Origin of the sequence: Achromobacter sp. RW408, from assembly GCF_003184165.1 — a bacterium.
GTDB classification, from domain to species: domain Bacteria; phylum Pseudomonadota; class Gammaproteobacteria; order Burkholderiales; family Burkholderiaceae_B; genus Achromobacter; species Achromobacter xylosoxidans.
On the sequence record NZ_QHHO01000022.1, the window covers coordinates 500285 to 527069 of the forward strand.

Consider the following 26785-nt stretch of genomic DNA (forward strand, 5'->3'; position numbering starts at 1 on the left):
GCCAACGGCCTGACCGTGGCCGACTGGGACAAGTACACCGCCAAGGCCAAGCTGCTTCCCACCACCGTGGCGTCCGCCCAGGGCCAGCCCGAGGGCCGCGAAACCTGGTGGGACTACATCGCCAAGACGGTTGACGACGAGCGCGTGGCCGATGGCCGCGCGGTGCTCGCCAAGTACGGCAAGCAATTGGGCGACATCAGCCAGCAGTACCAGGTGGACCCGGCCACGCTGGTCGCCATTTTCGGCATCGAAACCAACTACGGCCGCCAGGTCGGCAAGACCGACGTGCTCAACGCCTGGCTGACCCGCGCCTGCACCGAGAACAAGACACTGTGGGAAAAGAACGCCTACGCCTCCGTGCGCCTGCTGCGCGACGGCGTGGTGCCGGCCGACAACTTCGTCGGCTCCTGGAGCGGCGCCTTCGGCATGACGCAGTTCATCCCCACCTCGTTCTACGAGCTGGCGGCGGACGGCGACGGCGACGGCAGGATCGACCTGTACAACTCGCTGCCCGACGCCCTGGCCTCGACCGCCAACCACCTGCGCAAGCGCCGCGCCAAATGGACCCACGGCCTGCCGGCGGTGGTGGAGGTGCGCGTGCCGGCCGACGTGGCAGCCGCCATCCCGCCCGCGCCCGACGCCGAATACGTCGGCTCGCAGGACCGCCGCAGCATCGCGCAGTGGGCCCAGGCGGGTCTCAAGCAGGGCGACGGCTCGGCGCTCAAGCTGGCCGCCGGCAACGACCAGCAGGCCTACCTGTTCGCGCCCACCGGCGCCAAGGGTCCGGTGTTCCTGGCCACCGTCAATTTCGACGCGATCCTGCACTACAACCAGTCGCGCCGCTATGGGCTGGCGGTGGCGTTGCTGCTGAACCGCCTGCAGGGCGGCCCGGCGCTGGCCACGGCCTGGCCGACGGACGACCCCGGCCTGTCGCGCGCGCAGATCAAGGAAGTGCAGGAGATGCTCAACGCCCGCGGCTATGACGTCGGCACCGCCGATGGCATCCCCGGCGCCAAGACCCGCGACGCGGTGCGCGCCGAACAGGAAAAGCGCAACCTGCCGCAGGACGGCCGCGTCGGCAAGCGCATCTACGACGCGCTCAAGGCCAAATGAGCGCCGCCGATCCCGCGCAAGCTGTCGACGGCGGCGGGGCCGTGGTCTCGGGCACCCAGGGTTACGGCGAAAACGCCGCGGCCCTGGCCGAGCAGTACGAGAGCATCGCTTTCGCGGATGTGCATCGCGACGTGGCGCACCTGATCCCGGCGACGCCGTCGCGCATCGCCGACATCGGCGCCGGCTCGGGCCGCGATGCCGCCGCGCTGGCCCGCATGGGCCACCAGGTGGTGGCGGCCGAGCCCACGCCCGAACTGCGGCGCGAGGGCCAGCGGCGCCACGCGCTGCCCAACCTGGAGTGGGTCGATGACGCCTTGCCCGAACTTGCGGGCCTGCAAGGGCGCGAATTCGACGTCATCATGCTGACCGCCGTCTGGATGCACCTGGACGAGCACGAGCGCGCCCGTGGCATGGCGGCGCTGGCGGCCCTGCTGCCGCCCGGCGGCCAGATCCTGATGTCGCTGCGCCACGGCCCGGTGCCGCCCGGCCGCCGCATGTTCGACGTGTCGGCCGAGGAGACCATCGCGCTGGCGGCCGGGCATGGCCTGTCGGCGCATCACCTCGTCAGGCGCGAAGACATGCTGGACCGCGCCGACGTGCACTGGAGCTTCCTGGGCCTGAAGCGCGGCTAGCGGGGAAGGCCTGCCCAGGCCGCCGCGCCGGCGCGACCGGAACCCGCCGCGATTGCCGCGCTTTGCGCCGCGTACCGCGACGCCAGCGGTGTGTCCACGGTGCGAAAGTGCGATGGCATGCAGGGGCGGGCATGGATATGATGCAAGGCACCGTGTGTGTCCATGCTTCGAGATCATGCCGTCCGCCCTGCTGCCCGAATCCTTCGTCACCCGGCGCCTGCGCGCCGAGCGCATGTCGTCGACCCATTTGCCCTTCATCACCGCGATGCACGCCGACGCTGCCCTGATGGCCTCCATGGGCGGCACCCGCGACGCCACGGCCAGCCGGCGCTACGTCGAGCACAACATGCTGCACTGGGCCGAACATGGCTATGGCATGTATGTGCTGAGCGAGCGCGACAGCGGCGCACTGGCCGGCCGAGCCGGCCTCAAGCTGGCGCTGTCGGGCAAGATCGAGCGGGTCGAGATCGCCTACGCGTTCATGCCCACCTGTTGGGGCCGGGGCTACGCCTCGGAAATCACCCGCGCCCTGCTGGCGCTGGGATTCGAACGCCTGCCGGTGGACGCGCTGAGCGCCGTGGCCATACAGGCCAACGCCGCGTCGCTGCGCGTCATGGAAAAATGCGGGATGCGCTGGATCGAGACCACCGGCGAAGGGGAGGCGCGCAAGCTGCGCTACGAGATCCGGCGCCAGCAATGGCGGGCGCTGGCGGACGAGGCGGCGCCGATCGGCGCTAACATGCGGCCATGAGTCCCGCGAATACCCCCGATACCCCGAACACCACTCCGCCCGTCGACGACGATCCGCCGCCCGTCCCGCCGGAGGCCCCCGCGCCCGAGGAATGCTGCAACAGCGGCTGTATCCCCTGCGTCTACGACACCTACAACGAAGCCATGGACGAATACCGCGCCGCGCTCAAGGCGTGGCGGGCGCGGCATGGCGAGGCGGGGTAGGGGGCAAGGGCCACCTAAGTGCGCAGTCGCACGTCATGCGATGGGCCGCAAGTCAGAAATCCACGCTGACCGCCAGCTTGACCGTGCGTGGCGCGCCGACGGAGGAAAAGCCGTTCCACGCGCCTGACCAATAGCGCTGATTGAAGGCATTCTCCACGCCCGCACGGAAAGCAACAGGGTGCGCCGCCAGCCGGGTGACGTACCGGGCGCCCAGATCGACCCGAGTCCAGGCCGGCAATTTCTGCGTATTGGCGTTGTCGGCATATTGCCGGCCTGTGTGGATGGCCGTGGCCCGGAGCGTCAGGCCGGGCAACCACGGGGTATCCCATTCGGCGCCCAGGTTGACCAACCAGGTGGGAACGCCCATGGCCATCCTTCCGTCCAGCAGCCCGGCGCGGGTCCGTGTGTTGATCGCCTTGAGATAAGTCGCTCCGCCCAGCAAGCGCAATCCCGGTGTCACCGCGCCGGCGATGTTCCATTCAAGGCCACGATTGCGCTGTTCTCCGTCGGGCGCATATCTGTTGCTGCCGTTGTCCTTGATGAGACTCGGACGAGTGATCTGGAATACGGCAAGGGTATTCAGTAGATTGCCTGCATCCCACTTTGCCCCCAGTTCCATCTGCTTGCTTTTGTACGGCGGGAAGACCTCGCCAAAGTTGGCGGCAGTGGTATCCGTGACTCTGTCGCCCTGCGAGAGTCCTTCGATATAGTTGGCGTAAATGGAGACGGGGGGGGCCCATGGCTTGACGACGAAGCCAACGGCGGGCGTAAGCGCTTGTTCATCATATCGGGTAGTCACGGCGCCCGACGGCGCATAGTTCTTCGTTCGGACGCGCTGCTGCCGCGCGCCCAGCGTCAGCAGGTACTTGTCCTGCGAGAACGAAAGCGTGTCGCTGAGGGCAATACTGCTGAAGGTGGAGTCGGACGATTTTGGCACCATGGCCGGGCCGACCGTCAGCGTGGGTTGGCTTGGCCTGTAGATGTTCGACGCCCACATCGTCACCGGGCCTTGGACGGCGCCGCCGGCTTGTTGGATGGCATTGCCGCTGAAGGTGATCTCGTGTCCGACGGGGCCCGTGCGCAGACGTCCGCGAATGCCGGCATTGGCGGCGTTGACATTGGAGAAGCTTCTCGTATTCTTGGCCATGCCCATGTAGTCGCCCGAGGCTTGCGCATTCATGCCCAGCGCGTTGTTCATGTAGCCGGAACTGCTTTGATGCTTGGTGCCGATGGCCGCGAATCCGGTCCAATGTTCGTTGAAATCGAATTCGAGCGAGCCGATGAGCGCCTTGCTGCGCTCGGAGGAATACGCCCCCGGCATGGTGTTGGTCGCAGGATCGGGAGCCGCAGGAACGTGTTCGTTGGCGAAAGTGGTGAAGAGCGGCATGGCGCCGCGCTTCTTGCCATCGATGCTGTAGGCATCCAGCGCGATGCGCAGCCGCTCTGCGCGAAAGTCGAGCGCCACCGCGGCCATTTCCCGCTTCTCTCTCTGGCCGTCCAATGCGGTGTTGCCATTGGATGTGGCGGTATTGACCCGGATGCCGAATTCATTCTCCTGTCCGAATCGTCGCCCCATGTCCAAATGGGCGCCCAGCTCCGAATCCGAGGCATACCTGGTAGTCAGGCGGGTCAACGGCTTGTCGCCAGCGCGTTTGGGCACCAGGTTGATGACCCCGCCCACGGAACCGGCCGGAGTCATGCCATACAACAGAGCGCCCGGGCCTTTTAGCACTTCCACCCGTTCAAGGAACTCCGTGGCGACGCGAAAGCCCGGCGTCAGACCGAAAAGGCCATTCCAGGCGAAATCCGTGCTTGGCATGTGGAAGCCCCGCACATTGAAGAATTCTGTCGGACCCGATTCGGGGAACGTCTCTCTTACCGATGCGTCCGCCCGCAACACCTCGGCCACCGTATCGGCCTGCCAATCCTCGATCATGCGCGAGGTATAGCTGCTCGTGCTGAACGGCGTTTCCATGACATCCTTGTTGCCCAGCAAGCCCAGGCGGCCACCCCGGGCCACGTGGCCGCCGGCATAGGGCTCGGGCACTGCCGATGGCGCGGATGGCGTTGCCGTTACGCGCACAGCAGGCAAGGTCACGGCACGGCTATCCGGCGTGGACTGATGCAAGACATAGCTACCATCAGCCAGGCGTACTGCCTGCAATCCTTGGCCCTGAAGCAGCCGGGCGAAGCCCTGTTCGACGGTCGCCGCGCCGGACAGGCCAGGCCCGTACCTGCCTTGTGTCAGGACGCCTGGCGCGGATAACAATATCCCTGCTTCTTCTGCGTAGCGGTTCAAGGTCGTGTTGAGCGGGCCGGCGGGAATGTCGTAACGGCGTGCCGGCGCGGCGGCGGTCTGCGCCTGTGCGGCGGGCATCGCGCCCATGGAGGCGAGCAGCGAGCCCGCCATGGCTAGGTTCAGTGCCAGCGCCAACGGACGCAGCGCGGGGCCACGCGGGCGGATAATGGGACGTGGCATCAATTGATCTCTCCGGAAGTGACTTGGATGGAGAGACGACCATCGATGGCAGGCACGGTTTTCCGTCGCGTTCCGTGGGCGGGCCGGATCGGGACGAAAGGCTCGCGTTCCTCCGATCATCGTCTCTTATGCACTAAACCGAACTGGACGGAAAAAGGGGAACTGCCTTTGGTCCTATTGAGGAGGCGAGGCCGGTACGATGCGTGCGGATCAAGGAAGGTGACCGACGCGGGCGTGATGCCTTTCAACTCGGGGCGGTTCAGCGACCTTCGACCGTCGTCCACCACGGCAGGCGACGGCGTACCCGGATGGGCAGGGTCTGCTCCAGCATGGTCAGCGCCCGGTCCGTATCGTCGGTCGGGAAGACGCCCATGACGCGAATGTCCGCCACTTCCGGGGCGACGCCGAGATGGCCGTGGCGATAGCGGCCCAGTTCGGCCAGCAAGTCCGCCAGGCGGATGTGGTCCGCCGGCACCACGCCGTGAACCCAGGCTTCACGCATCGGATCGGCGCCCGCCAGGGCGCGTATTTGCTGGGTGTCGAACGTGGCGGCTTGCCCGTCGTGAACCTGCAGTGTCCGTCCCGCGTTCGTGCGGATTTCCATTGAGCCCTCGAATACGTCGACGCGCGTTGATGCGCGGCCCAGGAGCACCGAGTAGCGGGTGCCCAGGGCTTGCAGCCGGCCATGCACCGTATCCACGTAGAACGGGCGCCGCAGCTTGTCTTGCGCGGTCTGGACCAGGATTTCGCCGCCCAGGACGATGAGGCGCCGTTCCTGGCGCCGGTAGTCCACGTCCAGCGCGCTGCGGGTGTTGAGCCATACGCGCGAACCGTCCGTCAACACCAGGCGCTGCCGCTTGCCGGTGCCGGTGTGGTGGTCGGCCCGCAGCGCCGCCACCATCTCGGGCAGCGGCGTGTAGCGCCAACCCAGGGCGAACAGGCCCAGGCCCATGACGCCGGGAATGACTTTCAGGGCCTGGCGTCGGGCATTCACCGCGCGTCGCGCCGCCTCGCCGCTGGCGACCGCGGCTGTCGTGCCCGGTGGGCCATAGCCGCGCAACGGGTCGAACTTGCGGCTGACCTTGTCGATACAGGCCCAGGCGGCCTGATGCTCCGGCGCCTGCAGCCAGGCCTGCCAGGCGACCCGATCCGCGTCGGTGGCGCGCTCGTCGCGCAGTCTGGCGTACCACTGCGCCGCCTGCTCCAGGCTCTGGATACGGGGCTTGGTTCGCGCCGCGGCAGGCGCGGTTGCCGCGGCCCGTTGGCTCCGCGGGGGGCGCTTCGCTTTGCCGGGCGCGGGATCAGTCACCCCGGCCGGCCTCGATCAAGGCGCATTGCAGCATGGCCTGGGCGATGTACTTCTTGACCATGCGTTCGGAGACGGACAACTGCGCCGCGATGGCGCGATAGGGCATCCCGTCCACCTGAGCCATGATGAAGGCGCTCGCCGCCTTTTGCGACAGGCGGCCGAGCATCGCGCCGATTTGCAGCAGGGCCTCGACGACAAGCGCCCGATCCTCGGGCGACGGCGCCAGCGGCTCGGGCTGGGCGGCCAGGGTTTGCAGCCAGACGCGTTCGATTTCGCGGCGACGCCACAGGTCCACGCACAGGCCGCTGGCGGCGGTGCGCAGCCAGGCGCGAGCCTGGAGAAAGCCGTGGAACTCGCGGCCCACCGGTTTGGCCAATAAGCGCAGGAAGGCGTCGTGCGCCAGATCCGCGGCATCGGAATCGTTGCCCAGGCGGCGTTGCAACCAGCTCCGCAACCAGCCGTGATGATCGTGGTAGAGGGTTTCCAGCGAGGGAGGCGAGGGATAGGCGGGGGCGCTCATGCACAAGTCACCATGCCACGGGGTGACCGAAGGATCATGGTTTGTCTATTGACGGGGAATGATTTTTATTATCGTATGGCTATCAAGCGTCCGAACCGGGCGATTGTCTGAAACCGTCTTGTCTTGTGCGGGGACGCCTGGCTTCTGCCCTGCCAAACCGCATCTGATGATCTTTTTTGATTAAGAATTAATCACTTCGATTAAAATAGGCTGCCCATGCTGACAGTACCCCTCTGGAGATACAAGATGAGTCCCGCAACCAAGGTGCTGACCGCACATGTGCCGCTTCCGTTGGCCGAGAAGGTCGATCAGATGGCTGTGCGCCTGGACCGATCTCGCGGCTGGATCGTGAAGCAGGCACTGTCCGCTTGGATTGCCCAAGAGGAGGAACGTGACAAGCTCACCGAGCAAGCGCTTGCTGACGTGGATGCTGGTCGGATTGTGGATGACCAAGCCGTGCAAGCCTGGGCGGAGAGCCTGGGCTCTGACCAGCCATTGCCGCTGCCGCGATGATGGAAATGAAGTGGACCAGCAAGGCGCTTTCCGATCTGGCGCGCTTGCATGAATTCCTGGCGGCGGTGAATAGGCCCGCGGCCGTACGGGCTGTGCAAGCGCTGGTCAAGGCTTCAAGTGTTTTGCCGACCAACTCCCGCATTGGCGAGCAGCTATTTCAGTTCGAACCGCGCGAGGTACGCAGGATATTGGTCGGGGAGTACGAAATACGTTACGAGATCCGGGATTCGATCATCTACGTATTGCGACTGTGGCACACCCGGGAGAACCGCTGACGGCCTCAGCCCGCCAGCTTCATATGAATGATCGGCCGCGGCCGCCCCGCGTCGTCGGTTTCCGAGCGGCCCACGTCTTCAAAGCCATAGTGCTTGTAGAAACCATGCGCCTGCGGGTTCTGCTCGTTGACGTCGACCCGCAGGCTGCCGTGCAGCGACAGCGCGAAATTCAGCAGGCGCCGCCCGGCGCCCTTGCCGCGTTTGTTGGCGTCGACGAACAGCATCTCGACCTTGTTGCCGTTCAGGCCCATGAAGCCGGCGACTTCGCCGGCATCGTCCTCACAGACCCAGACGCGGACCGACGGCAGGTAGGTGTTGAGCACCTGCGGGTACATGGCCTGGATTTCCTTTTCGGACAGGAACGTATGGGTGGCCCGTACCGAACGGAGCCAGATGTCCACCAGGGCGAGATCGTCGCCGTGGTTGCGTTCTCGGATGTTCATGTCGGGCGCTTGCTAATGTCCGGAGCGGTGGATATCGGTCGCCGCCAGGACGGTTTCCATTTGCACAGTATGCGCGAAAACGAAGCGGTCTCCGTACACGGTTTCATCCGGAAACTCGGAGATCAGCGCCATCGGCAGCTCTTCCCGGTCGGTCTCCGTGACCTGCACGGGAATGCCGTTCAGCACATCGAATCCGGTTTCGAGCGCGTGCGCGTGGAATAGTTCAAGCTGGCGCGCATTGAATTCGACCAGGCCGGGCACGTTGCGGGCCAGCCGCGCCGTCACTCCCTCGATCAGGCGGCGGGCGCGCTCGCTCCAGCCCGGGTGGTGGCGCAGCACCAGGAAGAAGCCCTTGGGGATGGTCCACAGCTCGAAATTGCGCGGCAGGTAGCCCGACAGGGGGCGGGTCCACTCGTGGGCCGGGTAGCCGTGCAGGTTGATGTGCAACTGCGCGCCGCTGATGGCGTGGGCCTGGTGGCGGCCTTCGCGTTCGAAGAATGGCGCGTGCTCGCGGTAGGCGATGTCGTCGCCCAGCGCGCTGTAGCGCGAGGCGTGCAGCATGTGGCGCGGATGCTGTTCGCGCAGGCGGTTAAAGAGCGCGTAGCCGTCCGGATTCTCGGCCGCGATCAGCGCGAAATGGGCGTCGCCGCGCGCCTTCAGCGCTTGCGCCGCGCGCAGCGCGCCGACCACGCCGGAGGTCTCGTTGGCGTGCTGCGCGCCCGAGATGAAGACCGCCGGGCCGGGCCCGCGCAGGTAGGTGCCCAGCACCGGGCGTCCCTGGCGCGAAACGGCCTGGAAGGCGTCGCCGCCCAGCGCGGCCATGCAGCCGGCGATCTGCGCGGCGGCCAGCGGCTGGCGCAGTTCGGCCAGCGGCGCGTCCAGCGCCACGGGCGCCACCGGCGCCGGCGGCGCGAAGGGTTCCAGCGTCACCTGCACGCGCGCCGCGCCGTCGTGGCGGCGGATGTCGGGAATGATCTGGCCGGGTTGCAGGCCGCGGTCGCCGGAGGGGCGGCCGGAATGGTGCTGGAAGTGTTCGAGCAGCGTGAAGTACAGGTCTTCGTGCAGCGCCTCGAAGGTGCTGACGATTTCCTCGTCGACCGGCAGCGCGAAGTCCATGCCGGGCAGGTCGACGCGGATCTCCAGCCGGTCGAAATACGGCTCGTGCGCGCCCCAGGGATGGTTGCGCACCGTGTCGACGATGCTGCGGAAGGCCTGCTGGTATTCGGTGGCCTGGGCCGCGTCGGTCTGGATGGCGCCGTCGGCGTCGCGCACGCGCAGCCACCCGGTGGGCGACAGTTCGGGCTTGCCGTCCTGCGCCTGGCCAAGCTGGTTGGGCGCGAACACGCGATCTTCACGGCGTCGGCCGTCGGCGTAGACGAGCGTGACGTCGTAGTGCAGGTCGGACGCGCCCGGCTTCATCGTCACGCGCACGCCTTGCAGCAGCGCCACCAGCGGGTAGGCTTCGAGGGTGAAGCGCTTGGCCTGGGCGTGCTCGTGCAGCGGGTAGCGCAGCTCGACCGCCACCAGGCCGTCGCGCTCGACCTCTTCCAGGAAGTAGTGCAGCAGCGGCTTGTAGGCGCTGCGAAAGCGCGCCGTCACGCCGGCCTGCGCCAGCCGCGCCTCGGCTTCGCGGCGCGCATCGACGCCCTCGAACAGCCAGCCTTCGACGGCCGCGCCGCGCCAGGCCGGGGCCTTGTAGGCATGGATCCAGGCGTCCAGCGTGCGGTCGAATGTCTTTTCCAGCAATGCCATCGTCAGTAGTCCTCAAGTGCCTGCCGGAGCAGGCCGCCCCAAGGCGGGGGCATACATTTACACCTTGCCGGTGGGGTCCAGGCGGTCGCGCAGCCAGTCGCCCAGCAGGTTCAGGCCCAGCACCGTCAGCATGATCGCCAGGCCGGGGAACACGCTCACCCACCACGCCGTCTGCATGTAGGTGCGGCCATCGGCCAGCATACCGCCCCAGCTCGGGATCATGGGATCCACGCCCAAGCCCAGGAAGGTCAGGCTGCTTTCCAGCAGGATGTTGTTGGCGACGTTCAGCGTCATCAGGATCACCAGCGGCCCCAGCAGGTTGGGCACGATGTGATGGCGGATCATGGCCAGGTCGCGCACGCCGAAGGCGCGCGCCGCCAGCACGAATTCGCGTTCGCGCAGCGCCAGCACCTGGGCCCGCACCACGCGCGCGTATTGCACCCACTGCGAGATGATCATGAAGAAGATCACGTTGAACAGGCCGCCGCCCAGGATGGCGATGAAGGTGATGGCCACCAGGATGAACGGCAGCGCCAGTTGCACGTCGGCAAAGCGCATCACGATCATGTCCCAGAAGCCGCGGTAGTAGCCGGCGATCAGGCCCATGATGATGCCGAGCAGGGCGCCGCCCAGCACCGACGCGAAGCCCACCAGCAGCGAGATCTTGCCGCCGACGATGACGCGCGCCAGCACGTCGCGGCCCAGCGGGTCGGTGCCGAACAGGTGGGCGGCGCTGGTGAAGGGCGCCATCAGGCGGGCGGTCAGGTCCATGGACTCGCCGCCATCGGGGAACAGCCAGCCCGAGGCCAGCACCAGGACGATCATGATGCCGGTCAGCATGGCGCCCAGCACGAACTCCAGCGAGCGGTAGCGGCTGCGCGGCTTGATTGCCTTGGGGGCGGCGGGGGAAGTAGTGGTCTGCATGGGGCTCACCGCGTGCGGATACGGGGATCGACGATGCCGTAGGCGATGTCGACGATCAGGTTGACCAGGACGATGACGGCGGCCAGCACGGTGACCGTGCCTTGCAGCACCGGGTAGTCGCGGCCGGAGATGGCGTCGAACGCCAGCGTGCCCAGGCCGGGCCAGTTGAACACCATCTCGATGACGACGATGCCGCCGATCAGGCCGCCGAATTGCAGGCCCAGGTAGGTGATGAGCGGAATGGCGCAGTTGCGCAGCGCGTGCTTGTACAGCACGATGCGTTCCTTCAGGCCCTTGCTGCGCGCCACCATGATGTACTGGGCCGACAGCGTCTCCAGCATGGTGGTGCGCACCAGGCGGATGTTGGTGGCCGACAGGATGATGGCCATGGTCAGCGACGGCAGCACCAGGCTGGCCGGACCGCTCCAGCCCGACGGCGGCAGCAGCGGGAAGGTGATCGACAGCAGCAGCACCAGCATCAGCGCCAGCCAGAAGTTGGGGAACGACAGCCCCACCAGCGACAGGATGCGGATCGCCTGGTCGGTGGGCTTGCCGCGCTTGATGGCGGCCTGGATGCCCAGCGGCAGCGAAATCAGGATCGACGCGATCAGCGAGGTGAACGCCAGCATCAGCGTGGCCGGCAACGCGTCGCCGATCAGCTTGGCGACCGAGGTGCCGCCCATGAAGCTGCGGCCGAAGTCGCCGTGCAGCAGGCCTTGCATGTAGCTCAGGTATTGCTCGTGGAACGGCCGGTTCAGGCCCAGCGCCTGGCGGATGTTGGCCAGGTCCTGCTCGGTGACGCTGCCCGAGCCCTGGCTGAGCATCAGCGCGGGGTCGCCGGTCAGGCGCACGGCATAGGAGACGAGCAGCGTCACGGCCACGATCACGAAGACCGCCTGCAACACGCGTTTAATCAAAAATCCGGTCATGAGGCTCCGCCCGGGCTTTCGCCCCGGCGAATCAGTAGGGTTAATGCGTCAAATACTTCAAGTGCTTCACAAGCATCACGGCGCCGATTCGAGCACCGCCCCCTGGCGGGATGCCGGGGAGCCGGCTTTGCCGGTCCCCTGGCATGCCCCCTCGAGGGGGAAGCGCGCAGCGCTTCGGGGGTGGGCTTTACTCCACCGCAGTTTCCAGGAACCGGAAGCGGATGTCGCCCGGCACTTCCAGGCCCTTCACGCGCTTGTTCACGCCGACGATGGTGTTCAGGCTGTACAGCGGCAGTTCCAGCGCCTGGTCGGCCACGTAGCCGGCGATCTCCTGCAGCATGGCTTCGCGCTTTTTCACGTCATAGACGGTGCGCTGCGCTTCCAGCATGGCGTTCAGCTTGGGATCGTTGTCGTACGGATTCCACTTCTGGCCCGAGTGGTACATCAGGTAGGCCGTGTTGTCGTAGTCGTAGGTCCAGCCGCCCCATTGGTTCTGCCACATCTCGCCGGTCTTGCCGCCGGGGATGATGTCGTTGAGCAGCACGCCGGTTTCGTACGGCTTGATGGTGGCGCGCACGCCCACCGCCTGCAGATAGCCCGACACCGCCTGGGCCACTTCGCGGAAGTTCGAATCGCTGCCGCGCACGTCGATCTGCACCGTCGCGCCCGGCTTGATGCCGGCGCCGGCCAGCAGCTTCTTGGCTTCGGCGGGGTTGAAGGGCAGGGGTTTCTGCTCGGGGTTGTAGCCGAACGACTGCGGACCCTGGAAGCTGGCGATGGTCTTGGCCTGGCCCAGCAGGAGTTGCTTGACGATGGTGTCGCGGTCCACCGCCATGATCAGCGCGCGGCGCACGTCGCGGTTCTGGGTGATGCCGTTCTTGGTGTTGTAGCGCAGCGCGAAGGCCACCGGGCCGCCGGTCGAGATGACGTCGGCGTTGCCCGACTTCTTGACCGTCTCGATCAGGCCCAGCGGGATCAGGGTGGCGATGTCCACGCGCCCGGCCTGCAGTTCGGCGACCTGGGTGCCGGGCTCGCTGATGAAGCGGTAGACCACCTTGTCCAGCTTGGGCTTGCCGCCCCAGTAGTCGTCATTGCGCGCCAGGGTCACGTTGACCTTGGGCTGGTAGCTCTCGAACTTGAACGGGCCGGTGCCGACCGGGTGGGTGTTGAAGTTCTCTTCGCCCTTTTCCTGAATGTACTTGGGCGGCACGATCATGGCGCCGTAGCCGGCCAGCTTGGTCAGCAGCACCGGATCGGGTTGCTTGAGGATGAAGTCGACGGTGTATTCGTCCACCACCTTGACCTCGCCGATCGAGTCGTAGTTCGACTTCTGCGGGCCTTTGGCCCCTTCCGCGCCCAGCAGGCGCTCGAACGTGAACTTGACGGCCTCGGCGTTGAACGGCTCGCCATTGTGGAACTTGACGCCCTGGCGCAGCGTGAAGCGCAGGCGCTTGTTGTCGTCCAGGTATTCCCACTTGGTGGCCAGGCCGGGTTGCAGCTTCAGGTCGGCGCCGCGCATGGTCAGGCCGTCGTACAGGTTGCTGCCGACCGAACCCCAGAACGTCACGAAGGTGTCGATCGGATCCCAGCTGCCCGGATCCTGGTTGATGGCGACGTTGAGCGTGCCGGCGGCCTGGGCGGTCGACAGGACCGCGGGCAGCGCGCCGCCCAGCGCCAGGGCCAGGGCGGTGGCGGTGAAGGTTTTGCGTAGGGAGAGCATGTTCAACTCCAGGACGGGAAATCGGCCGGGCCGACGTGTAGAAAACGGAAGGTTCAGGCGGCGCGGGCCACGCGGTGGCCGGGCGCGAATTCAACCAGGGGAATGATCGCCGGCTCGTCGCCCACGCGCCGCACCGGGCTGGGGATCTCGCCCTCGATCAGCGAGGTGTCGATGTGGCGGCCGGGCTCGGCCACCGGCACGGCGGCCAGCAGCTTGCGGGTGTAGGCATGCTGCGGCGATTCGAAGATCTGGCGGCGCGTGCCCAGTTCCACGATCTGGCCCAGGTACAGCACCGCCACGCGGTGGCTGACCTTCTCCACCACCGCCATGTCGTGGGTGATGAACAGGTACGACAGGCCGCGGTCTTTCTGCAGGTCCATCAGCAGGTTCAGGATCTGCGCCTGGATCGACACGTCCAGCGCCGACACCGATTCGTCGGCGATGATCAGCTTGGGGTCGCTGGCCAGGGCGCGGGCGATGCAGACGCGCTGGCGCTGGCCGCCGGAGAATTCATGCGGATAGCGGCGCGCGTGCTCGGGTTTCAGGCCCACCTGTTCCAGCAGCTCGCCGACGCGGCGCGCGATGGCGGCCTCGTCGGTCAGCAGGCGATGGGTGCGGATCGGCTCGGCGATGCTGAAGGCCACGGTCTTGCGCGGGTCCAGCGAGGCATACGGATCCTGGAAGATGTACTGGATCTCCTGGCGCAGGCGCTGGCGGCCGGCGGCGTCCATCGAGAAGATGTCCTGGCCGTTGTAGCGCACCGCGCCCGAGGTCGGCGCCACCAGCTGCTGCAGGGTCTTGCCGATGGTCGACTTGCCGCTGCCCGATTCGCCCACCAGCGCCAGCGTTTCGCCGGGGTAGACGTCGAAGCTGACTTCCTCGACCGCGTGCACGCGGTGGGTGACACGGCCGAACAGGTTGTGGCCGACGTCAAAGCGCGTGGTCAGCTTCTCGACGCGCAGCACCGGCTCGTCGTAGCGGGCCGTGTCCTGCTCGCGGGTCTCGCCCACTTCGCGCAGCGTGTCGCCTTCCAGCACCGTCTGCGGCGTGCGCAGCGGCAGGTCGCGGCCGGTCAGGCTGCCCAGGCGCGGCACGGCGGCCAGCAGGGCGCGGGTATAGGGATGCTTGGGCGCGCGGAAGATCTCTTCCACCGGGCCCTGCTCGACCTTCCTGCCGCGCAGCATCACCACCACGTCGTCGGCCATCTCGGCCACCACGCCCATGTCGTGGGTGATGAAGATCACGGCGGTGCCCAGGTCGCGCTGCAATTCGCGGATGGTGTTCAGGATCTGCGCCTGGATGGTCACGTCCAGCGCGGTGGTGGGTTCGTCGGCGATCAGCAGGCGCGGCTGGCACGACAGCGCCATCGCGATCATCACGCGCTGGCGCATGCCGCCCGACAATTGGTGCGGATAGCGGTCCAGCAATTGCTCGGCGTCCGGCAGGCGCACCTTCTCCAGCAGCGCGCGCGCCGCCTTGCGGGCGGCCGAGCGCGACAACTGCTGGTGCAGCATGATGGCCTCGATGATCTGGTCGCCGATGGTGAATACCGGGTTCAGCGAGGTCATCGGCTCCTGGAAGATCATGGCGATGTCGTTGCCTCGGATCGCGCGCATCCGCTCGTCGGACGCGGCCGTCAGGTCGACCTCGCGGTCGTCGCCGTCGCGGAACAGGATCTGGCCGGTGGCGATGCGGCCGTTGTTGTAGTCCGTCAGCCGCATGATGGCCATGGACGTCACCGACTTGCCCGAGCCGGACTCGCCGACGATGGCCAGCGTCTTGCCCGGCCGCACGTCGAAGTCCAGGTTCTCGACGGCGCGGAACACGCCGTTTTCGGTATTGAAGTCCACCGAGATGCCGCGCACGGAGAGCAGCGGCTGGGGGCAAGAGGCGGGAATGCTAGACAACGTGGATTCTCACAGCGAGGTGGCGGCGCGCGCGGCCTGGTCGTACAGGCCCGACAGGGCGCGCAGGGTATTGGCCAGCTGGTGGCTGGCATCGTCCGCGGCGGGGGAGTCGATGAAGGGTTTCACCAGGCATTGCTCGCGCACTTCGGCGTAGCGCTGGATCGCGGCGGCGCCGGCATCGGTGGTGGTGTAGATCACTTCCTTGCCGGTCTTGGCGCTTTGCACCACGCCCAGCCGCTCCAGCTTCTTGAGCGAATAGTTCACCAGGTGGGTGTCTTCGACATTGAGCGTGAAGCAGATGTCCGCCAGTTTCTTGCCGCGGCCGCGATGGAACACGTGGTTCAGCACCAGGATGTCCAGCGAGGTCAGCTCGGGCAGCCCGGCACAGGCCATGCAGCGGACCATCCAGCGGTTGAAGGCGTGCGAGGCGATGATCAGGCCGAACTCCACCTCGGACAGCTCCGGGGCGGACGAGGCGAGATGGGAGGAGGAAACAATGGCGTCCCGGACGGAAACGGACATGGGCGGCGGTGGGGACGGATCGACGACAAAACGTTGGCGAATTATTGACGATTTGTGGATATGGAGGCATCCGGGATAACCCGTGGATATAAGCCGCCCCGGGCGATCATGACCGCCGGTTATTCAAGCCGCCGCGCCGCCCGCGGCCAACCGTGGGCGCTACGCGTTGCCCACGGACTCCTGCAGCAGCCCCAGGTCGGGCGGCCGGTTCTCGATGATGGCTTCCATGCTGAAGAACCCCGTCACCGTGGACAGCTCGAAATCGGTGATCAGCTTCTGGTAGAAGCGGTCGTACCCCGCGATGCCGCGGCAGACCACCTGGATCAGGTAGTCCCAGTCGCCGCCGATGCGGTAGAACCCGGTCACTTCGGGCAGGCGTTCCACGTGCTTGCGGAAACCGTCGGCCCATTCCTTGGCATGGTGGCTGGTGCGGATCATCACGAACACCGTCAGGTCCAGCCCGAGTTCCGCCAGGTTCACCTCGGCGCGGGTGCCGCGGATGATGCCGCAGGCGTTCAGCCGCTGCAACCGCCGCCAGCACGCGTTCTGCGACAACCCCACCCGATCGGCCAGCTCGCGCTGCGACAGCGAACCTTCGCGTTGCAGGCAGGAAATGATATTCAGATCAAACTTGTCTATTTTTTCCATATATTCGTTCAAACGATCGAATTTTGACGATTTTAAGGAAAATTTAGGTGAGGTTTCAAATTTCCTTCCATCGTATGATATTTCGCTAACTTTCCTGCCAGCCGTTTCATCGAATCCACACCATGTCCACCCAAGCGACCCCGGCCGCCACAGGGCCGTTGCGCCAGTTCCAGCAATCCCTGCAATCCCCCGACATCATCGCCAGCCTGGCCGACGGCCTGATCGGCAAGGACGCCGTCATCGAAGGCCCGTTCGGCCTCAAGCCGCTGGTCTACGCCGATTACGTGGCTTCCGGCCGCGCGCTCATGCAGGTCGAGCGCTTCGTGCTCGAGCACGTGCTGCCGTACTACGCCAATTCGCACACCGAGGCCTCGTTCTGCGGCGGTTTCATCACGCGCCTGCGGCGCGAGGCGCGCGCCGTGGTCGGCCGCTGCTGCGGCGCGGGCGACGAGCATGCCGTGATCTTCTCCGGCTCGGGCGCCACCATGGGCATCAACCGCCTGGTGCACCTGCTGGGCGTGCCGGCCGCGCTGGCGGCGGGCCGCAAGGTGCGCGTCGTCATGGGCCCCTACGAGCATCACTCGAACATCCTGCCGTGGCGTGAATGCGGCGCCGATATCGTGGTGTTGGCCGAAAGTGCGCAGGGCGGGCCGGACCTGGACGAGCTCGACGCCGCGCTGCAAGCGCCGGCGGGCACGCTGGTCATCTGCGCGCTGTCGGCCGCCTCCAATGTCACCGGCATCATCGCCGACGTCGAAGCGATCACGCGCCTCGTCAAGCGCGCCGGCGCCCGGATGATCTGGGACTACGCCGGCGGCGCGCCGTACCTGGACATCCGCATGACGCCCGCGCCCGACGCGCCCATCGACGCCATCGTGTTCTCGCCGCACAAGTTCATCGGCGGGCCCGGCGCCTCGGGCATCCTGATCGTGCGCCGCGACGCGGTCGTGCCGACCACGCCCACTTTCCCGGGCGGCGGCACCGTCAAGTTCGTCTCGCCCATGAACCACGACTACAGCGCCAGCCTGGAAGCGCGCGAAGAGGCCGGCACCCCCAACGTGGTCGGCGACATCCGCGCCGCGCTGGTGCTGCTGGTCAAGGAGGCGCTGGGCGCCGACCTGATGGCGCGGCGCAACGCCGCCTTCGTGCAGCGCGCGCTGGCCCGCTGGCAGGACCATCCCCGCCTGGAACTGCTGGGTTCATTGAGCGCGCCGCGCCTGCCGATCTTCTCGTTCCGCGTGCGCAACGGCCAGGGCGGCTACGTCCACCAGCAACTGGTCACGCGCATGCTGAGCGACCGCTTCGGCATCCAGGCCCGCGGCGGCTGCGCCTGCGCCGGTCCCTACGTGCATCATCTGCTGGAGATCGACGAGGCCGAATCGGCGCGCATGCGCCAGGCCATCCTCGACGGCCGCGAGATCGAAAAGCCGGGTTTCATCCGCCTGAACTTCAGCGTGCTGCTGTCGGACGCCAAGGCCGATTTCATCCTCGATTCGGTGCTGGCCCTGGCCGCGGACGCCACCGAGTTCGAAGACCGCTACGACTTCGACCCCGCCCGCGCCATCTTCTTCCCGCGGCCCGCGGCGGCGGCAACGGCCGCCTGACGCGCCTGGCCGTTGCGAAGCGCGCGGAGCCCGCCCGCGCGTTGCGGCGGCCGCGCTATTGCTTCATGTAGGGGCCGCAGGTGTCGATCCACGCGCTCTTGCGCGCGGCCAGGTTGTCCGAGCGGTCCTGCATCGCGCGCGCGGTCTGCTCGGGAAACTTCCCGCCGTTGCGCGCGCATTGTTCGTAGTCGTCGACCAGCGCGAACTCCATGTCCAGCAGGTCCAGCCGCCCCTGGCACAGCAGCCCGTTCAGTTCCTGCCAGTTGGCCGTCTCGCGCCCCTTCTGCACGCCCACGGCTTCCTGGTAGCGGGCCACGCCCGCGTCGAACCGCGCCACGCATTCCTCGGCCGCGTGGGCCGGCAGGGTACAGGCGAACAGGAAAAGGGCGGACAGGGGGCGAAGCGGGAACATGGACTGGGACTTCCGTTGCGGGCCGGCCGCGAATGCGATGGACGCATCATAACTGTCGTGCAATATCGGACCAGTCCAATAGGCAGGTCCGCGTGCGCAAAGCATATTGCTTTCCCTCGGAGCAGGAGGGAATGTGATGCGCAAGTTGCGCAAGTTGAAATATATCGCCAATCGGGCGCTGTTCAGGCTGTCGCCTGTTCTGGCCGAACGCGTGGGAATCGATTTCAGGCTGGATACGCCCAGCCGGGTATTTCTCGAGACGCGCGTGTTCGCCTATCTGAACCGGCTGGCCGCCTTACAGCGCGAACCGCAACAGTTGCTGTTCCTCGGCCTGGATAAGCACAACTGGCACTATCCCAGGCTGCTGCGCGCGACCTTCCATTCGTTGGATATCTCGCCGCGCAATGCGGTCTACGGCCGGCCGGGGCTGCACCGGATCGGCGATGCGCTCGACATGGCGGAACACTATGGCGCGGACGCCTTCGATGTGGTGGTCGCCAACGGCCTGCTTGGCTTCGGCATTGACGGCGAGGCCGGCCTGCGCCGCCTGCTGGCGCAATGCCACGCGGTGCTCAGGCCTGGCGGCGTGCTGGTGCTGGGCTACAACGATCTGCCGGAGCGCACGCCGTTTCCGGTCGAAGTGAGCCCGGAATTCGAAGAGTTCGTGCCCGCCATCGATGGGGTGATCGCTTCGCGCCACATGGTCGACGATCCCTATCGGCACGTTTACTGCTTTTGCCGCAAGAGTGGCTGAGGCTCGGACCGGGGCCGGGTGTCGAAGGGGCGTGTGACGGCTTCACTGTGAAAAAACCCAGTTTACCGTCGCCCGAAACTGTCCTACCGTGCATGACGAATCAGTCGCTGGCGACGCGCCCCGGCACGTCAGGCACCTTGGCCGGCCCCTGATGGCAAGTTCTGTTTTATCAACACGTTGCGTTGGAGATGAAAGAGAATGACCGATACCCTCATCCAGGTCGACCTGGCCCAGTCCCCCTACGAAAACAAGCAGATCCACAACCGCTGGCATCCGGATATCCCGATGGCCGTCTGGGTCAAGCCCGGCGACGATTTCATCCTGGAGACCTACGACTGGACCGGCGGCGCCATCAAGAACGACGACAGCGCCGATGACGTGCGCGACGTCGACCTTTCCACCGTGCACTTCCTGTCCGGCCCCGTCGGCGTCGAAGGCGCCGAGCCCGGCGACCTGCTGGTGGTGGACCTGCTGGACATCGGCGCCAAGCCCGACAGCCTGTGGGGCTTCAACGGCTTCTTCAGCCGCAACAATGGCGGCGGCTTCCTTACTGACCATTTCCCCCATGCGCAGAAATCCATCTGGGATTTCCATGGCATGTTCACCTCGTCGCGCCACATCCCGGGCGTCAGCTTCGCCGGCCTGATCCATCCCGGCCTGATCGGCTGCCTGCCCGACAAGAAGCTGCTGGACACCTGGAACCAGCGCGAGCAGGCGCTGATCGACACCAACCCGAACCGCGTGCCGCCGCTGGCCAATCCGCCCGCGCCCAAGACGGCGCACATGGGCGCGCTGCAAGGGGCCGACCGCGACCGCGCGGCGGCCGAGGGCGCGCGCACCGTGCCGCCGCGCGAGCATGGCGGCAACTGCGACATCAAGGACCTGTCGCGCGGCGCGCGGGTGTTCTTTCCGGTCTACGTCAAGGGCGGCGGCCTGTCGGTGGGCGACCTGCACTTCTCGCAGGGCGACGGCGAGATCACCTTCTGCGGCGCCATCGAAATGGCCGGCTGGGTGCACATGCGCGTCACGTTGATCAAGGGCGGCATGGACAAGTACGCCATCCTCAACCCGATCTTCAAGCCCAGCCCGATCACGCCGGCCTACAAGGACTTCCTGATCTTCGAAGGCATCTCGGTGGACGAGGGCGGCAAGCAGCACTACCTGGACGTGAACGTGGCCTATCGCCAGGCCTGCCTGAACGCCATCGAATACCTGAAGAAGTTCGGCTATTCGGGCGCGCAGGCGTACTCGATACTGGGTACGGCGCCGGTGCAGGGGCACATCAGCGGGGTGGTGGACATTCCCAACTCCTGCGCCACGCTGTGGCTGCCGACCGAGATCTTCGATTTCGACATCCAGCCGTCGGCCTCCGGTCCGGTCAAGCACATCAAGGGCGGCATCGACATGCCCTTGTCGCGCGACCGCTAGGCCTTGCGCGCAGGAGACCGACATGCCCATGTATGACTACGCCTGCGCCGATTGCGGCGAATTCACGGCGCTGCGGCCGCTGGCGCAGTGGCGCGACCCGGCCGACTGTCCGCGATGCGGCGCGGCCTCGAACCGCATCGTCGGCGGCGCGCCCGCGATCTCGGCGCTGTCGTCGGCCGTCAACCGTGCCCATGCCGCCAACGAACGCAGCGCCAACGAACCGCGCAGCTCGCGTTCGGGCCACGGCATGAACTGCGGTTGCTGTTCGGGCGCCCGCCGGTCCGGCAAGACCCGCGCCACGCCCGACGGCGCCAAGTCCTTCGCCGGTTCGCGGCCCTGGATGATCAGCCACTGACGGCGGTTGCGATCCCTGTCGCTGGCGGCCCGCGCTGCGGGCCGCCAGCGACGGTTCACAGCAGGCGGCGGCGCGGCCGGCAAGGCGCGTGATGCCACCGCGTGCAAGGCTCGCGGCGAGCAATCGAGCGGGGTGGCGGCTACGCTGCCTTTTATTGCGGCGCCGCTTCCAATGGCGCCACGGCGGCGCCCTGGATCTTGTGGCGCGCCAGCGCCTCGGCCACGAACCCGCTTTTCTTCATCGCTTCGACAAAGGCGGCCAGGTACGCGCTCGCCTTGGCGCCGCGGCTCTTGGGCACGCCCATGGCCTGGCGGATCAGCATGAAGTGGCCGTCCAGCAGGCGCAGGCCGCCCAGGCGGTGCGCGTCGGCCTCCAACTGTTGCCTGACGCCGGCCGCCACTTCCATGTTTTCCTTCACGAAGGTGTCGACCACGGCGGGCGAGGTGGGCGCGCGAAAGAGTTCGGCGTGCTTGATCTCGCGCGTCAGGTACAGGTCATAGGCGCTGCCCTTGCCGACCACCACGCGCTGGCCGGGTCGGTCCACTTCTTCCATGCGGGTGATGGGGGAATCGTCGCGCACCAGGTAGGCGCCTTCGATCACCACGTAGGGCGCGGTGAAGGCGATCTGTTCGCCCCGCAGCGGATCGATCGCGAAGAAGCCCACGTCAGCCTGTTCGGCGGCGACCGCGTTGACCGATTCGCCGGCGGACTTGAACACCACCAGCTCCAGTTTCACGTCGAGCCGGCGCGCCAGTTCGGTGGCCAGGTCGACCGACACGCCGCCGGGCGCGCCGGTGTCGGGATGGGTGTTGGCAAGGATGGGATTGCCCAGGTTGATGGAGGCGCGCAGCGCGCCGGTCGGGGCAAACGCGTCGAGCAGTTCGTGATCGGTCTTCATGGGTCTTCCTTCCTTGGGGGGCATTTTCCGGCGCGGCGGCGCTATTGCGCGCGCCGCAGCACGTAGTGCGGCGCCAGCGGGCCGGTGGGCCGGGTGCCGTCGCGGTACAGCATGATCACCTGGTTCTCGGCGATGAAATAGCGCTGGCTGTCGCCCGAGGCGTCCAGGCGGATGGTGCTGCCATCGGATTCCCAGCTGAAGGTGCCGGCGACCGTTTCAGGCTGCGGCTCGCGGTCCAGGTACTGGGTGGCGCGCTCGTAGCGGCCGTCCTGCATCAAGGTCAGGCGGGTGCGGATGCCGGGGCAATCGGCGCAAGGCAGGGTGCCTTCGTAGCTGCCCGGCCAGTCGAGCGAATCGCGCGCCGTGTGATTGTCCACGGGCACGGAACGCGCGCTGATCGGTTTGGAGGGGGCGCAGCCGGCAAGCAGGGCGACTGTCAGGGTGCAGGTCAAGGTGGTTCTCATCATGGCGAGCTCCTGTGTTGCGGTGCGCCCACGATACGGACGCATGCCCATCCTTGCTGAAACGGGATGTAAAGGCAAGCGCGGCGCGCCCGTCGTGGATGCGTGGGATCCCGCCGGGCCCGTCGCCCGGAGCGCGTCAGCGCGGGGCCGCGGCCAGCAGGCCCGGATGGGGCGCGCGGGCGATGAGGATGGTGCCCGTCAGCGACTCGGTGCAGAACAGGGTGCGGCCGTCCTCGCCGCCAAAGGCCAGGTTGGTGGTCGACATGCCGTTGGGGCTGCGCCAGACGATCACCGGCTCGGCGCGATGGTTCAGCAGCCACACGTAGCCCAGGCCCGGATTGCAGACCAGCAGATTGCCTTCGCGGTCCACCGCCAGTCCGTCCGGGCCGCTGGGACCGTACGAGGTGAAGAACTGGCTCACCTTGCTGACGCTGCCGTCCGCCATCAGCGGCACGCGCCAGACGCAGTTGCCGCGCGTCACCGCCAGGTACAGCACCTTGCCGTCCGGCGACAGCGCCACGCCGTTGGGGCTGGGCACGTTGTCGAGCAGGCAATCCAGCCGGCCGTCGGGGCGCAGGCGGTACAGCCGGCCGCTGGGATCGTGCAGGCCGCTCTGGCCCTGGTCCGTGAAGTAGATATTGCCGTGCGCATCGAAGATCAGGTCGTTCACGCCCTTGAAGCGCTCGCTGTTGCGGCGGGCCAGGTAGGGCGCGACCTGGCCGCTGGCCACGTCCAGGACCATCAGGCCATTCTTGTAGTCCGTGATCAGCAGTCGGCCGTCGTCCAGGAACTTCATGCCGTTGGGCTCGCCGTCGTATTCTGTCACCAACGACCATTGGCCGTCGGGTCCGATGCGGAACACCCGCCCCCACGGAATGTCGGTGACGTACAGGTTGCCGTGGCGATCGAACACCGGGCCTTCCAGGAACGAATCGACCGGCGCGCCGCCGCGGTTGGCGTCGGCCCAGTCGCTGCGCTGGGGGCGGCGGAAGTTGTCGGGCATGGCGCTCCATGCGTCCAATTGCGCCACCTGGGGCGGTTGCGGGAAAAACATGGCGTCTCCTCGGTGTCTATTTGGCGTCGTAGCCGATGCTGCGGGCCACGTTGCCCCACATCACGTTGCTGTCGGCCAGGATGCGGCCGAATTCCGCCGCGTCGGCGGCGCGCGGCTCGGCGCCCATCTTGGTGGCGAAGGTCTGCATTTCCTCCGACGCCATGGCCTTGGTGACTTCGCGTTGCAGGCGTTCTGTGACTTCCGGCGGCGTGCCCTTGGGCGCCCACAGGCCGGTCCAGTTGACCACGCCGAAATCCTTCACGCCAGCCTGCGCGAATGTCGGCACGTCGGGAAGCACCGCCAGCCGCTTGGCGCCGCTCACGGCCAGCAGGCGCAACTGTCCACCCTGCGCCGGCCCCATCAGGCCGGTGGTCGAGGCGAACTGGAAGTCGATCACCTTGCCCAGCACCGCCTGCGTGGCTTCGGCGGCGCCCTTGAACGGCACGTGCATGAATTTCACGCCCGTCGCCCGCGCCAGCCCTTCGGCGGCAAAGTGCGGCGTGGTGCCGGCGCCGCCCGAGCCGTACGTCACCGAGTCGGGCTTGGCGCGCGCCCGCGCCAGCAGGTCGTCGAGCGTGCGATAGGGGCTGTCGGCCGCCACCGCCAGCGCCATGGGCGCGAAGATGAAGGCCGTGACCGGCTGCAGGTCCGCCGCCGGATCGAAAGGCAGTTTCTTGAAGATGTGCGGCAGCAGCGAATAGGTGGTGTCGTTGGCCACCAGCGTGTAGCCATCGGCCGGCGCGCGGGCCACCTGGCTGACGCCGATGGTGCCGGTCGCGCCGGGCTTGTTCTCCACCACGAAACTCTGGCCGGTCTGCGTCGACAGCATCTGCGCGACCTTGCGCGTGGCCACGTCGACCGCGCCGCCCGGGCCGTAGGGCACCACGATCCGCACGGGGCGGTTGGGCCAGGCGTCGGCGGCATGGGCCACGCCGCCCGCCAGGAGTGTCGCGGCGGCCGCGACGAGCAGCGCGGCGCGCCGGGGCGAGAAGCGGGTTCGATTACGGTGATTCATTTGTCGTCCTCTGTTTTTATGCGGGAATGTCATTCGGCCTTGAGCCCTCGCTGGCCGCGTCATTCCTTGTGGATGCCGGCCTCGGCCAGAATACGGGCCGAGCGTTCCATCTGGTCGTCGATGAAGGCGCGGAATTCGGCGGCGGTCGAGCCCACCGGCTGCGCGCCGAGTTCCTGCAGGCTGTGGCGCAGCGCCGGGTCCTGCAGCGTGGCGCGCAACGCCTGCTCGATGCGCGCGGCCACCTCGGGCGGCACGCCGGCCGGCGCCAGCACGCCATTCCACTCGTACACCGAATACTGCGGCACGCCGCTCTCCGCGACGGTGGGCAGGTCGGGCAGCGCCGCGATGCGCTCGGGCGACGTGATCGCCAGCGCGCGCAGCTTGCCGCTCTTGACCAGCGGGTAGGACGCCGCCATGTTGCTGAACATCATGTCGATCTGGCCGCCCATCAGGTCGGTCAGCGCCGGCGCGCCGCCCTTGTAGGGGACGTGGGTGAGTTCCAGCTTGTTGCCCTGCGCGTACCAGGCGGCGGCGATGTGTTGGGCGGTGCCCTGGCCGGGCGTGCCGAACGTCAGGTGGCCCTTGCGCGCGGCGGTCGTGAGGTCTTCGATGCGCTGGTAGGGCGACTGCGCCGGCACCACCAGGAGGTTGGGCGTCAGGCTGATCAGCGAGATCGGCAGGAAATCCCGCCGGCTGTCGTAGCTGAGTTTCTTGTAGAGCGAGGGATTGATGGCGAACGCCGTGGCGTCGTAGAGCAGCGTGTAGCCGTCGGCGGCGGCGTGCGCCACGCTGGCCGCGCCGATGGTGCCGCTGGCGCCGGGCTTGTTCTCGACCACGACGGTCTGGCCCAGGCGCGCGCCCAGTTTCTGGGCCACCAGGCGGGCCTGGGCATCGGCGGCGCCGCCGGCGGAATAGGGCACCACCAGCTTGAGCGCGCGGTCGGGGTAGTCGGCGGCGGCCACGCTGGCGCAGAACGCAAGCGCCAGGGGTAAAAGGCGGAACAGTTTCACGAGATCGTCTCCTTGTGGAAAGCGCGCCGCCTGTGCCGGCGGCTGCGCCTGGTTTGCGGTTTTCAGCGTTTCAGACCGTGGCGATGGGCGTGGCTGGCGAGCCGGCCGCGCCTGGCAGGCGCAGCGGGGGCGCGGTCAGCAGGAAGCGGTGGCGCCCGTTGGCGCGCAGCCAGCGCGCCAGCGGCGTCAGCCACCACAGTTCACCCAGGTGGATGCCGTTCTTGAACAGGCAGTGCTCGTGCAGCGGCAGGCGCGGGCGGCGCAGCGGCGTGGCCGCGCCCCCCAGGGCTACCGGCCGCACCAGCTCGACGGCGGGGTTGTCGGCAATCAGGCACGCCAGGCGCGTGTCGACGATCCAGCGCAGCAGGCGCGCATCGTCGCCGTCCAGGCCGCTGCCGGTGGCGTGCAGGCGCGCGACGTCGGGCTGGCGGTTCATCGACATCAGCGTGTCGCCGAAGCCGGTGTGCAGGCACACCATGTCGCCCGGCTCGATGGCCACGCCGTCGGCCTCCAGGATGCGCATCAGCGCGTCGTAGCCCACGGCGGTGCGCGTGCGGCCGACATGGGCCTCCAGGTCGATCAGCACGGCGCGGCCCTGCACGCCATGTTCGGCCAGTTGCTCGATGCCGAGCGCCCCGGCGCGGGGGCCGGGAAAGCGGGCCCAGTCCGCCACGGCTTGCGGATCCTCCGCGGCCGCCAGGATTTCGGCGCCGGCCCGAAAGCCGTTGTAGAACACCGCCTCGGCCTGCCCGTCGCCATCGGCATCGAACCGGCTGCCCATGTGCGCCAGGCTGTCCCACTGGGTGGAATACTGTGTGTTCATCAGCAGCACGTCGTCGCACACCACGTCCGTGAGCAGCGGGTCTTCCGACGCGTAGGACCAGCAAAAGCCCTGGGCCCCGGCGCTCTTGCCATCGCGCAGCGTGGCGTAGCGCTGCGGCGGCAGGCGCCGCGGGTTCAGCGCCATGCCGCCCGGCACGTCCAGCGGCAGCGACAGGCAGAACGTCAGGCCCTCGCGGACCTCCGCGATGCCCTGCAGCACCTTGGCGCGGTCCACCAGATTCATGCGGCCGCGCTGGTCGTCGGGTCCGAATTCGCCCCAGTTGCTGTCCGGCGGCGCATGCTTCCATCGTTGCGGCATGGCGCGGCTC

The 26785-nt window shown here is 67.3% G+C and carries 28 protein-coding genes; 10 read left to right on the plus strand and 18 right to left on the minus strand.

What is annotated here, in order from left to right:
* From DK459_RS04575 to DK459_RS04590, 4 genes are all read left to right on the plus strand, one after another.
* On the plus strand, positions 1-1113 hold a 1113-nt coding region (locus DK459_RS04575; RefSeq protein WP_110134598.1), incomplete at its 5' end, for a lytic murein transglycosylase.
* Positions 1110-1745, plus strand: coding sequence for a bifunctional 2-polyprenyl-6-hydroxyphenol methylase/3-demethylubiquinol 3-O-methyltransferase UbiG (locus tag DK459_RS04580; RefSeq protein WP_054498683.1), 636 nt, complete (start codon positions 1110-1112; stop codon positions 1743-1745). The genes DK459_RS04575 and DK459_RS04580, both read left to right, overlap by 4 nt.
* Positions 1746-1920: 175 nt before the next feature.
* Entirely contained in the window at positions 1921-2496 is a 576-nt protein-coding gene (locus DK459_RS04585; RefSeq protein WP_026384566.1) for a GNAT family N-acetyltransferase, read from the plus strand.
* A complete protein-coding gene (locus DK459_RS04590) occupies positions 2493-2699 on the plus strand; it encodes an oxidoreductase-like domain-containing protein (RefSeq protein ID WP_006385007.1) in 207 nt (68 codons plus the stop codon). The genes DK459_RS04585 and DK459_RS04590 overlap by 4 nt, the downstream gene beginning before the upstream one ends.
* Before the next feature lie 52 nt (positions 2700-2751).
* On the opposite strand, the gene DK459_RS04595 is transcribed toward DK459_RS04590, so the two are convergent.
* From DK459_RS04595 to DK459_RS04605, 3 genes are all read right to left on the minus strand, one after another.
* On the minus strand, positions 2752-5178 hold the full coding sequence (locus DK459_RS04595; protein WP_070543066.1) for a TonB-dependent receptor: 2427 nt from the start codon (positions 5176-5178) through the stop codon (positions 2752-2754).
* Positions 5179-5437: 259 nt separating this feature from the next.
* Entirely contained in the window at positions 5438-6487 is a 1050-nt protein-coding gene (locus DK459_RS04600; protein WP_024069592.1) for a FecR domain-containing protein, read from the minus strand.
* On the minus strand, positions 6480-7007 hold the full coding sequence (locus DK459_RS04605) for a sigma-70 family RNA polymerase sigma factor (protein WP_024069591.1): 528 nt from the start codon (positions 7005-7007) through the stop codon (positions 6480-6482). Before DK459_RS04605 ends, DK459_RS04600 begins: the two co-directional genes overlap by 8 nt.
* Before the next feature lie 246 nt (positions 7008-7253).
* On the opposite strand from DK459_RS04605, the gene DK459_RS04610 reads away from it, so the two are divergent.
* Together DK459_RS04610 and DK459_RS04615 are read left to right on the plus strand one after the other, a co-directional pair.
* Complete coding sequence (locus DK459_RS04610) at positions 7254-7520, plus strand: CopG family ribbon-helix-helix protein (RefSeq protein WP_024069590.1); 267 nt, start codon at positions 7254-7256, stop codon at positions 7518-7520.
* The gene (locus tag DK459_RS04615) at positions 7520-7795 is read left to right on the plus strand and encodes a type II toxin-antitoxin system RelE/ParE family toxin (protein WP_026384571.1); all 276 of its coding nucleotides are present in this window, start codon (positions 7520-7522) and stop codon (positions 7793-7795) included. Before DK459_RS04610 ends, DK459_RS04615 begins: the two co-directional genes overlap by 1 nt.
* 5 nt (positions 7796-7800) lie before the next feature.
* Here DK459_RS04615 and DK459_RS04620 read toward each other — a convergent pair whose 3' ends face one another.
* The 8 genes from DK459_RS04620 to DK459_RS04655 form a co-directional block, all read right to left on the minus strand.
* Entirely contained in the window at positions 7801-8238 is a 438-nt protein-coding gene (locus tag DK459_RS04620; protein ID WP_020928528.1) for an acetyltransferase, read from the minus strand.
* Between the two features lie 12 nt (positions 8239-8250).
* Positions 8251-9990, minus strand: coding sequence for a hypothetical protein (locus DK459_RS04625; RefSeq protein ID WP_024069589.1), 1740 nt, complete (start codon positions 9988-9990; stop codon positions 8251-8253).
* A gap of 57 nt (positions 9991-10047) precedes the next feature.
* The gene (locus DK459_RS04630; protein ID WP_024069588.1) at positions 10048-10914 is read right to left on the minus strand and encodes an ABC transporter permease; all 867 of its coding nucleotides are present in this window, start codon (positions 10912-10914) and stop codon (positions 10048-10050) included.
* 5 nt (positions 10915-10919) lie between these two features.
* The gene (locus DK459_RS04635) at positions 10920-11843 is read right to left on the minus strand and encodes an ABC transporter permease (protein ID WP_006385014.1); all 924 of its coding nucleotides are present in this window, start codon (positions 11841-11843) and stop codon (positions 10920-10922) included.
* Positions 11844-12030: 187 nt separating this feature from the next.
* Positions 12031-13563 carry an ABC transporter substrate-binding protein gene (locus DK459_RS04640; protein ID WP_006385015.1) on the minus strand — a complete coding sequence of 511 codons (1533 nt, stop codon included), beginning with the start codon at positions 13561-13563 and terminating at the stop codon, positions 12031-12033.
* A 53-nt stretch (positions 13564-13616) separates the two neighbouring features.
* A complete protein-coding gene (locus DK459_RS04645; RefSeq protein ID WP_054447735.1) occupies positions 13617-15470 on the minus strand; it encodes a dipeptide ABC transporter ATP-binding protein in 1854 nt (617 codons plus the stop codon).
* A gap of 9 nt (positions 15471-15479) precedes the next feature.
* Positions 15480-15992 (minus strand): winged helix DNA-binding protein, encoded by a 513-nt coding sequence (locus DK459_RS04650; RefSeq protein WP_006385017.1) that lies wholly within the window; start codon positions 15990-15992, stop codon positions 15480-15482.
* Between the two features lie 159 nt (positions 15993-16151).
* Positions 16152-16640, minus strand: a complete 489-nt coding sequence (locus DK459_RS04655) for an Lrp/AsnC family transcriptional regulator (RefSeq protein ID WP_006385018.1) — start codon at positions 16638-16640, stop codon at positions 16152-16154.
* 122 nt (positions 16641-16762) lie between these two features.
* On the opposite strand from DK459_RS04655, the gene DK459_RS04660 reads away from it, so the two are divergent.
* On the plus strand, positions 16763-18244 hold the full coding sequence (locus tag DK459_RS04660) for an aminotransferase class V-fold PLP-dependent enzyme (protein ID WP_024069585.1): 1482 nt from the start codon (positions 16763-16765) through the stop codon (positions 18242-18244).
* Positions 18245-18299: 55 nt separating this feature from the next.
* Here the strand turns inward: DK459_RS04660 and DK459_RS04665 are convergent, their stop codons facing one another.
* On the minus strand, positions 18300-18656 hold the full coding sequence (locus DK459_RS04665) for a hypothetical protein (RefSeq protein WP_006385020.1): 357 nt from the start codon (positions 18654-18656) through the stop codon (positions 18300-18302).
* A gap of 136 nt (positions 18657-18792) precedes the next feature.
* Here DK459_RS04665 and DK459_RS04670 point away from each other — a divergent pair, with 136 nt between their 5' ends.
* From DK459_RS04670 to DK459_RS04680, 3 genes are all read left to right on the plus strand, one after another.
* The gene (locus tag DK459_RS04670) at positions 18793-19410 is read left to right on the plus strand and encodes a class I SAM-dependent methyltransferase (RefSeq protein ID WP_006385021.1); all 618 of its coding nucleotides are present in this window, start codon (positions 18793-18795) and stop codon (positions 19408-19410) included.
* Between the two features lie 198 nt (positions 19411-19608).
* Positions 19609-20838 carry a formamidase gene (fmdA, locus tag DK459_RS04675; RefSeq protein ID WP_024069584.1) on the plus strand — a complete coding sequence of 410 codons (1230 nt, stop codon included), beginning with the start codon at positions 19609-19611 and terminating at the stop codon, positions 20836-20838.
* A gap of 22 nt (positions 20839-20860) precedes the next feature.
* A complete protein-coding gene (locus DK459_RS04680; RefSeq protein WP_020928519.1) occupies positions 20861-21193 on the plus strand; it encodes a zinc ribbon domain-containing protein in 333 nt (110 codons plus the stop codon).
* A gap of 151 nt (positions 21194-21344) precedes the next feature.
* On the opposite strand, the gene DK459_RS04685 is transcribed toward DK459_RS04680, so the two are convergent.
* The 6 genes from DK459_RS04685 to DK459_RS04710 form a co-directional block, all read right to left on the minus strand.
* Positions 21345-22091: an ABC transporter substrate-binding protein gene (locus DK459_RS04685; RefSeq protein WP_006385024.1), complete on the minus strand. Its 747-nt coding sequence runs from the start codon at positions 22089-22091 to the stop codon at positions 21345-21347.
* A gap of 41 nt (positions 22092-22132) precedes the next feature.
* Complete coding sequence (locus tag DK459_RS04690; RefSeq protein WP_006385025.1) at positions 22133-22558, minus strand: copper resistance protein NlpE; 426 nt, start codon at positions 22556-22558, stop codon at positions 22133-22135.
* 133 nt (positions 22559-22691) lie between these two features.
* Positions 22692-23609, minus strand: coding sequence for an SMP-30/gluconolactonase/LRE family protein (locus DK459_RS04695; protein ID WP_024069583.1), 918 nt, complete (start codon positions 23607-23609; stop codon positions 22692-22694).
* Positions 23610-23625: 16 nt separating this feature from the next.
* Positions 23626-24624: a tripartite tricarboxylate transporter substrate binding protein gene (locus tag DK459_RS04700; RefSeq protein ID WP_024069582.1), complete on the minus strand. Its 999-nt coding sequence runs from the start codon at positions 24622-24624 to the stop codon at positions 23626-23628.
* 59 nt (positions 24625-24683) lie between these two features.
* Entirely contained in the window at positions 24684-25634 is a 951-nt protein-coding gene (locus tag DK459_RS04705) for a tripartite tricarboxylate transporter substrate binding protein (RefSeq protein ID WP_006385028.1), read from the minus strand.
* A gap of 70 nt (positions 25635-25704) precedes the next feature.
* On the minus strand, positions 25705-26775 hold the full coding sequence (locus DK459_RS04710) for a cyclase family protein (protein ID WP_006385029.1): 1071 nt from the start codon (positions 26773-26775) through the stop codon (positions 25705-25707).
* Positions 26776-26785: the final 10 nt, after the last annotated feature.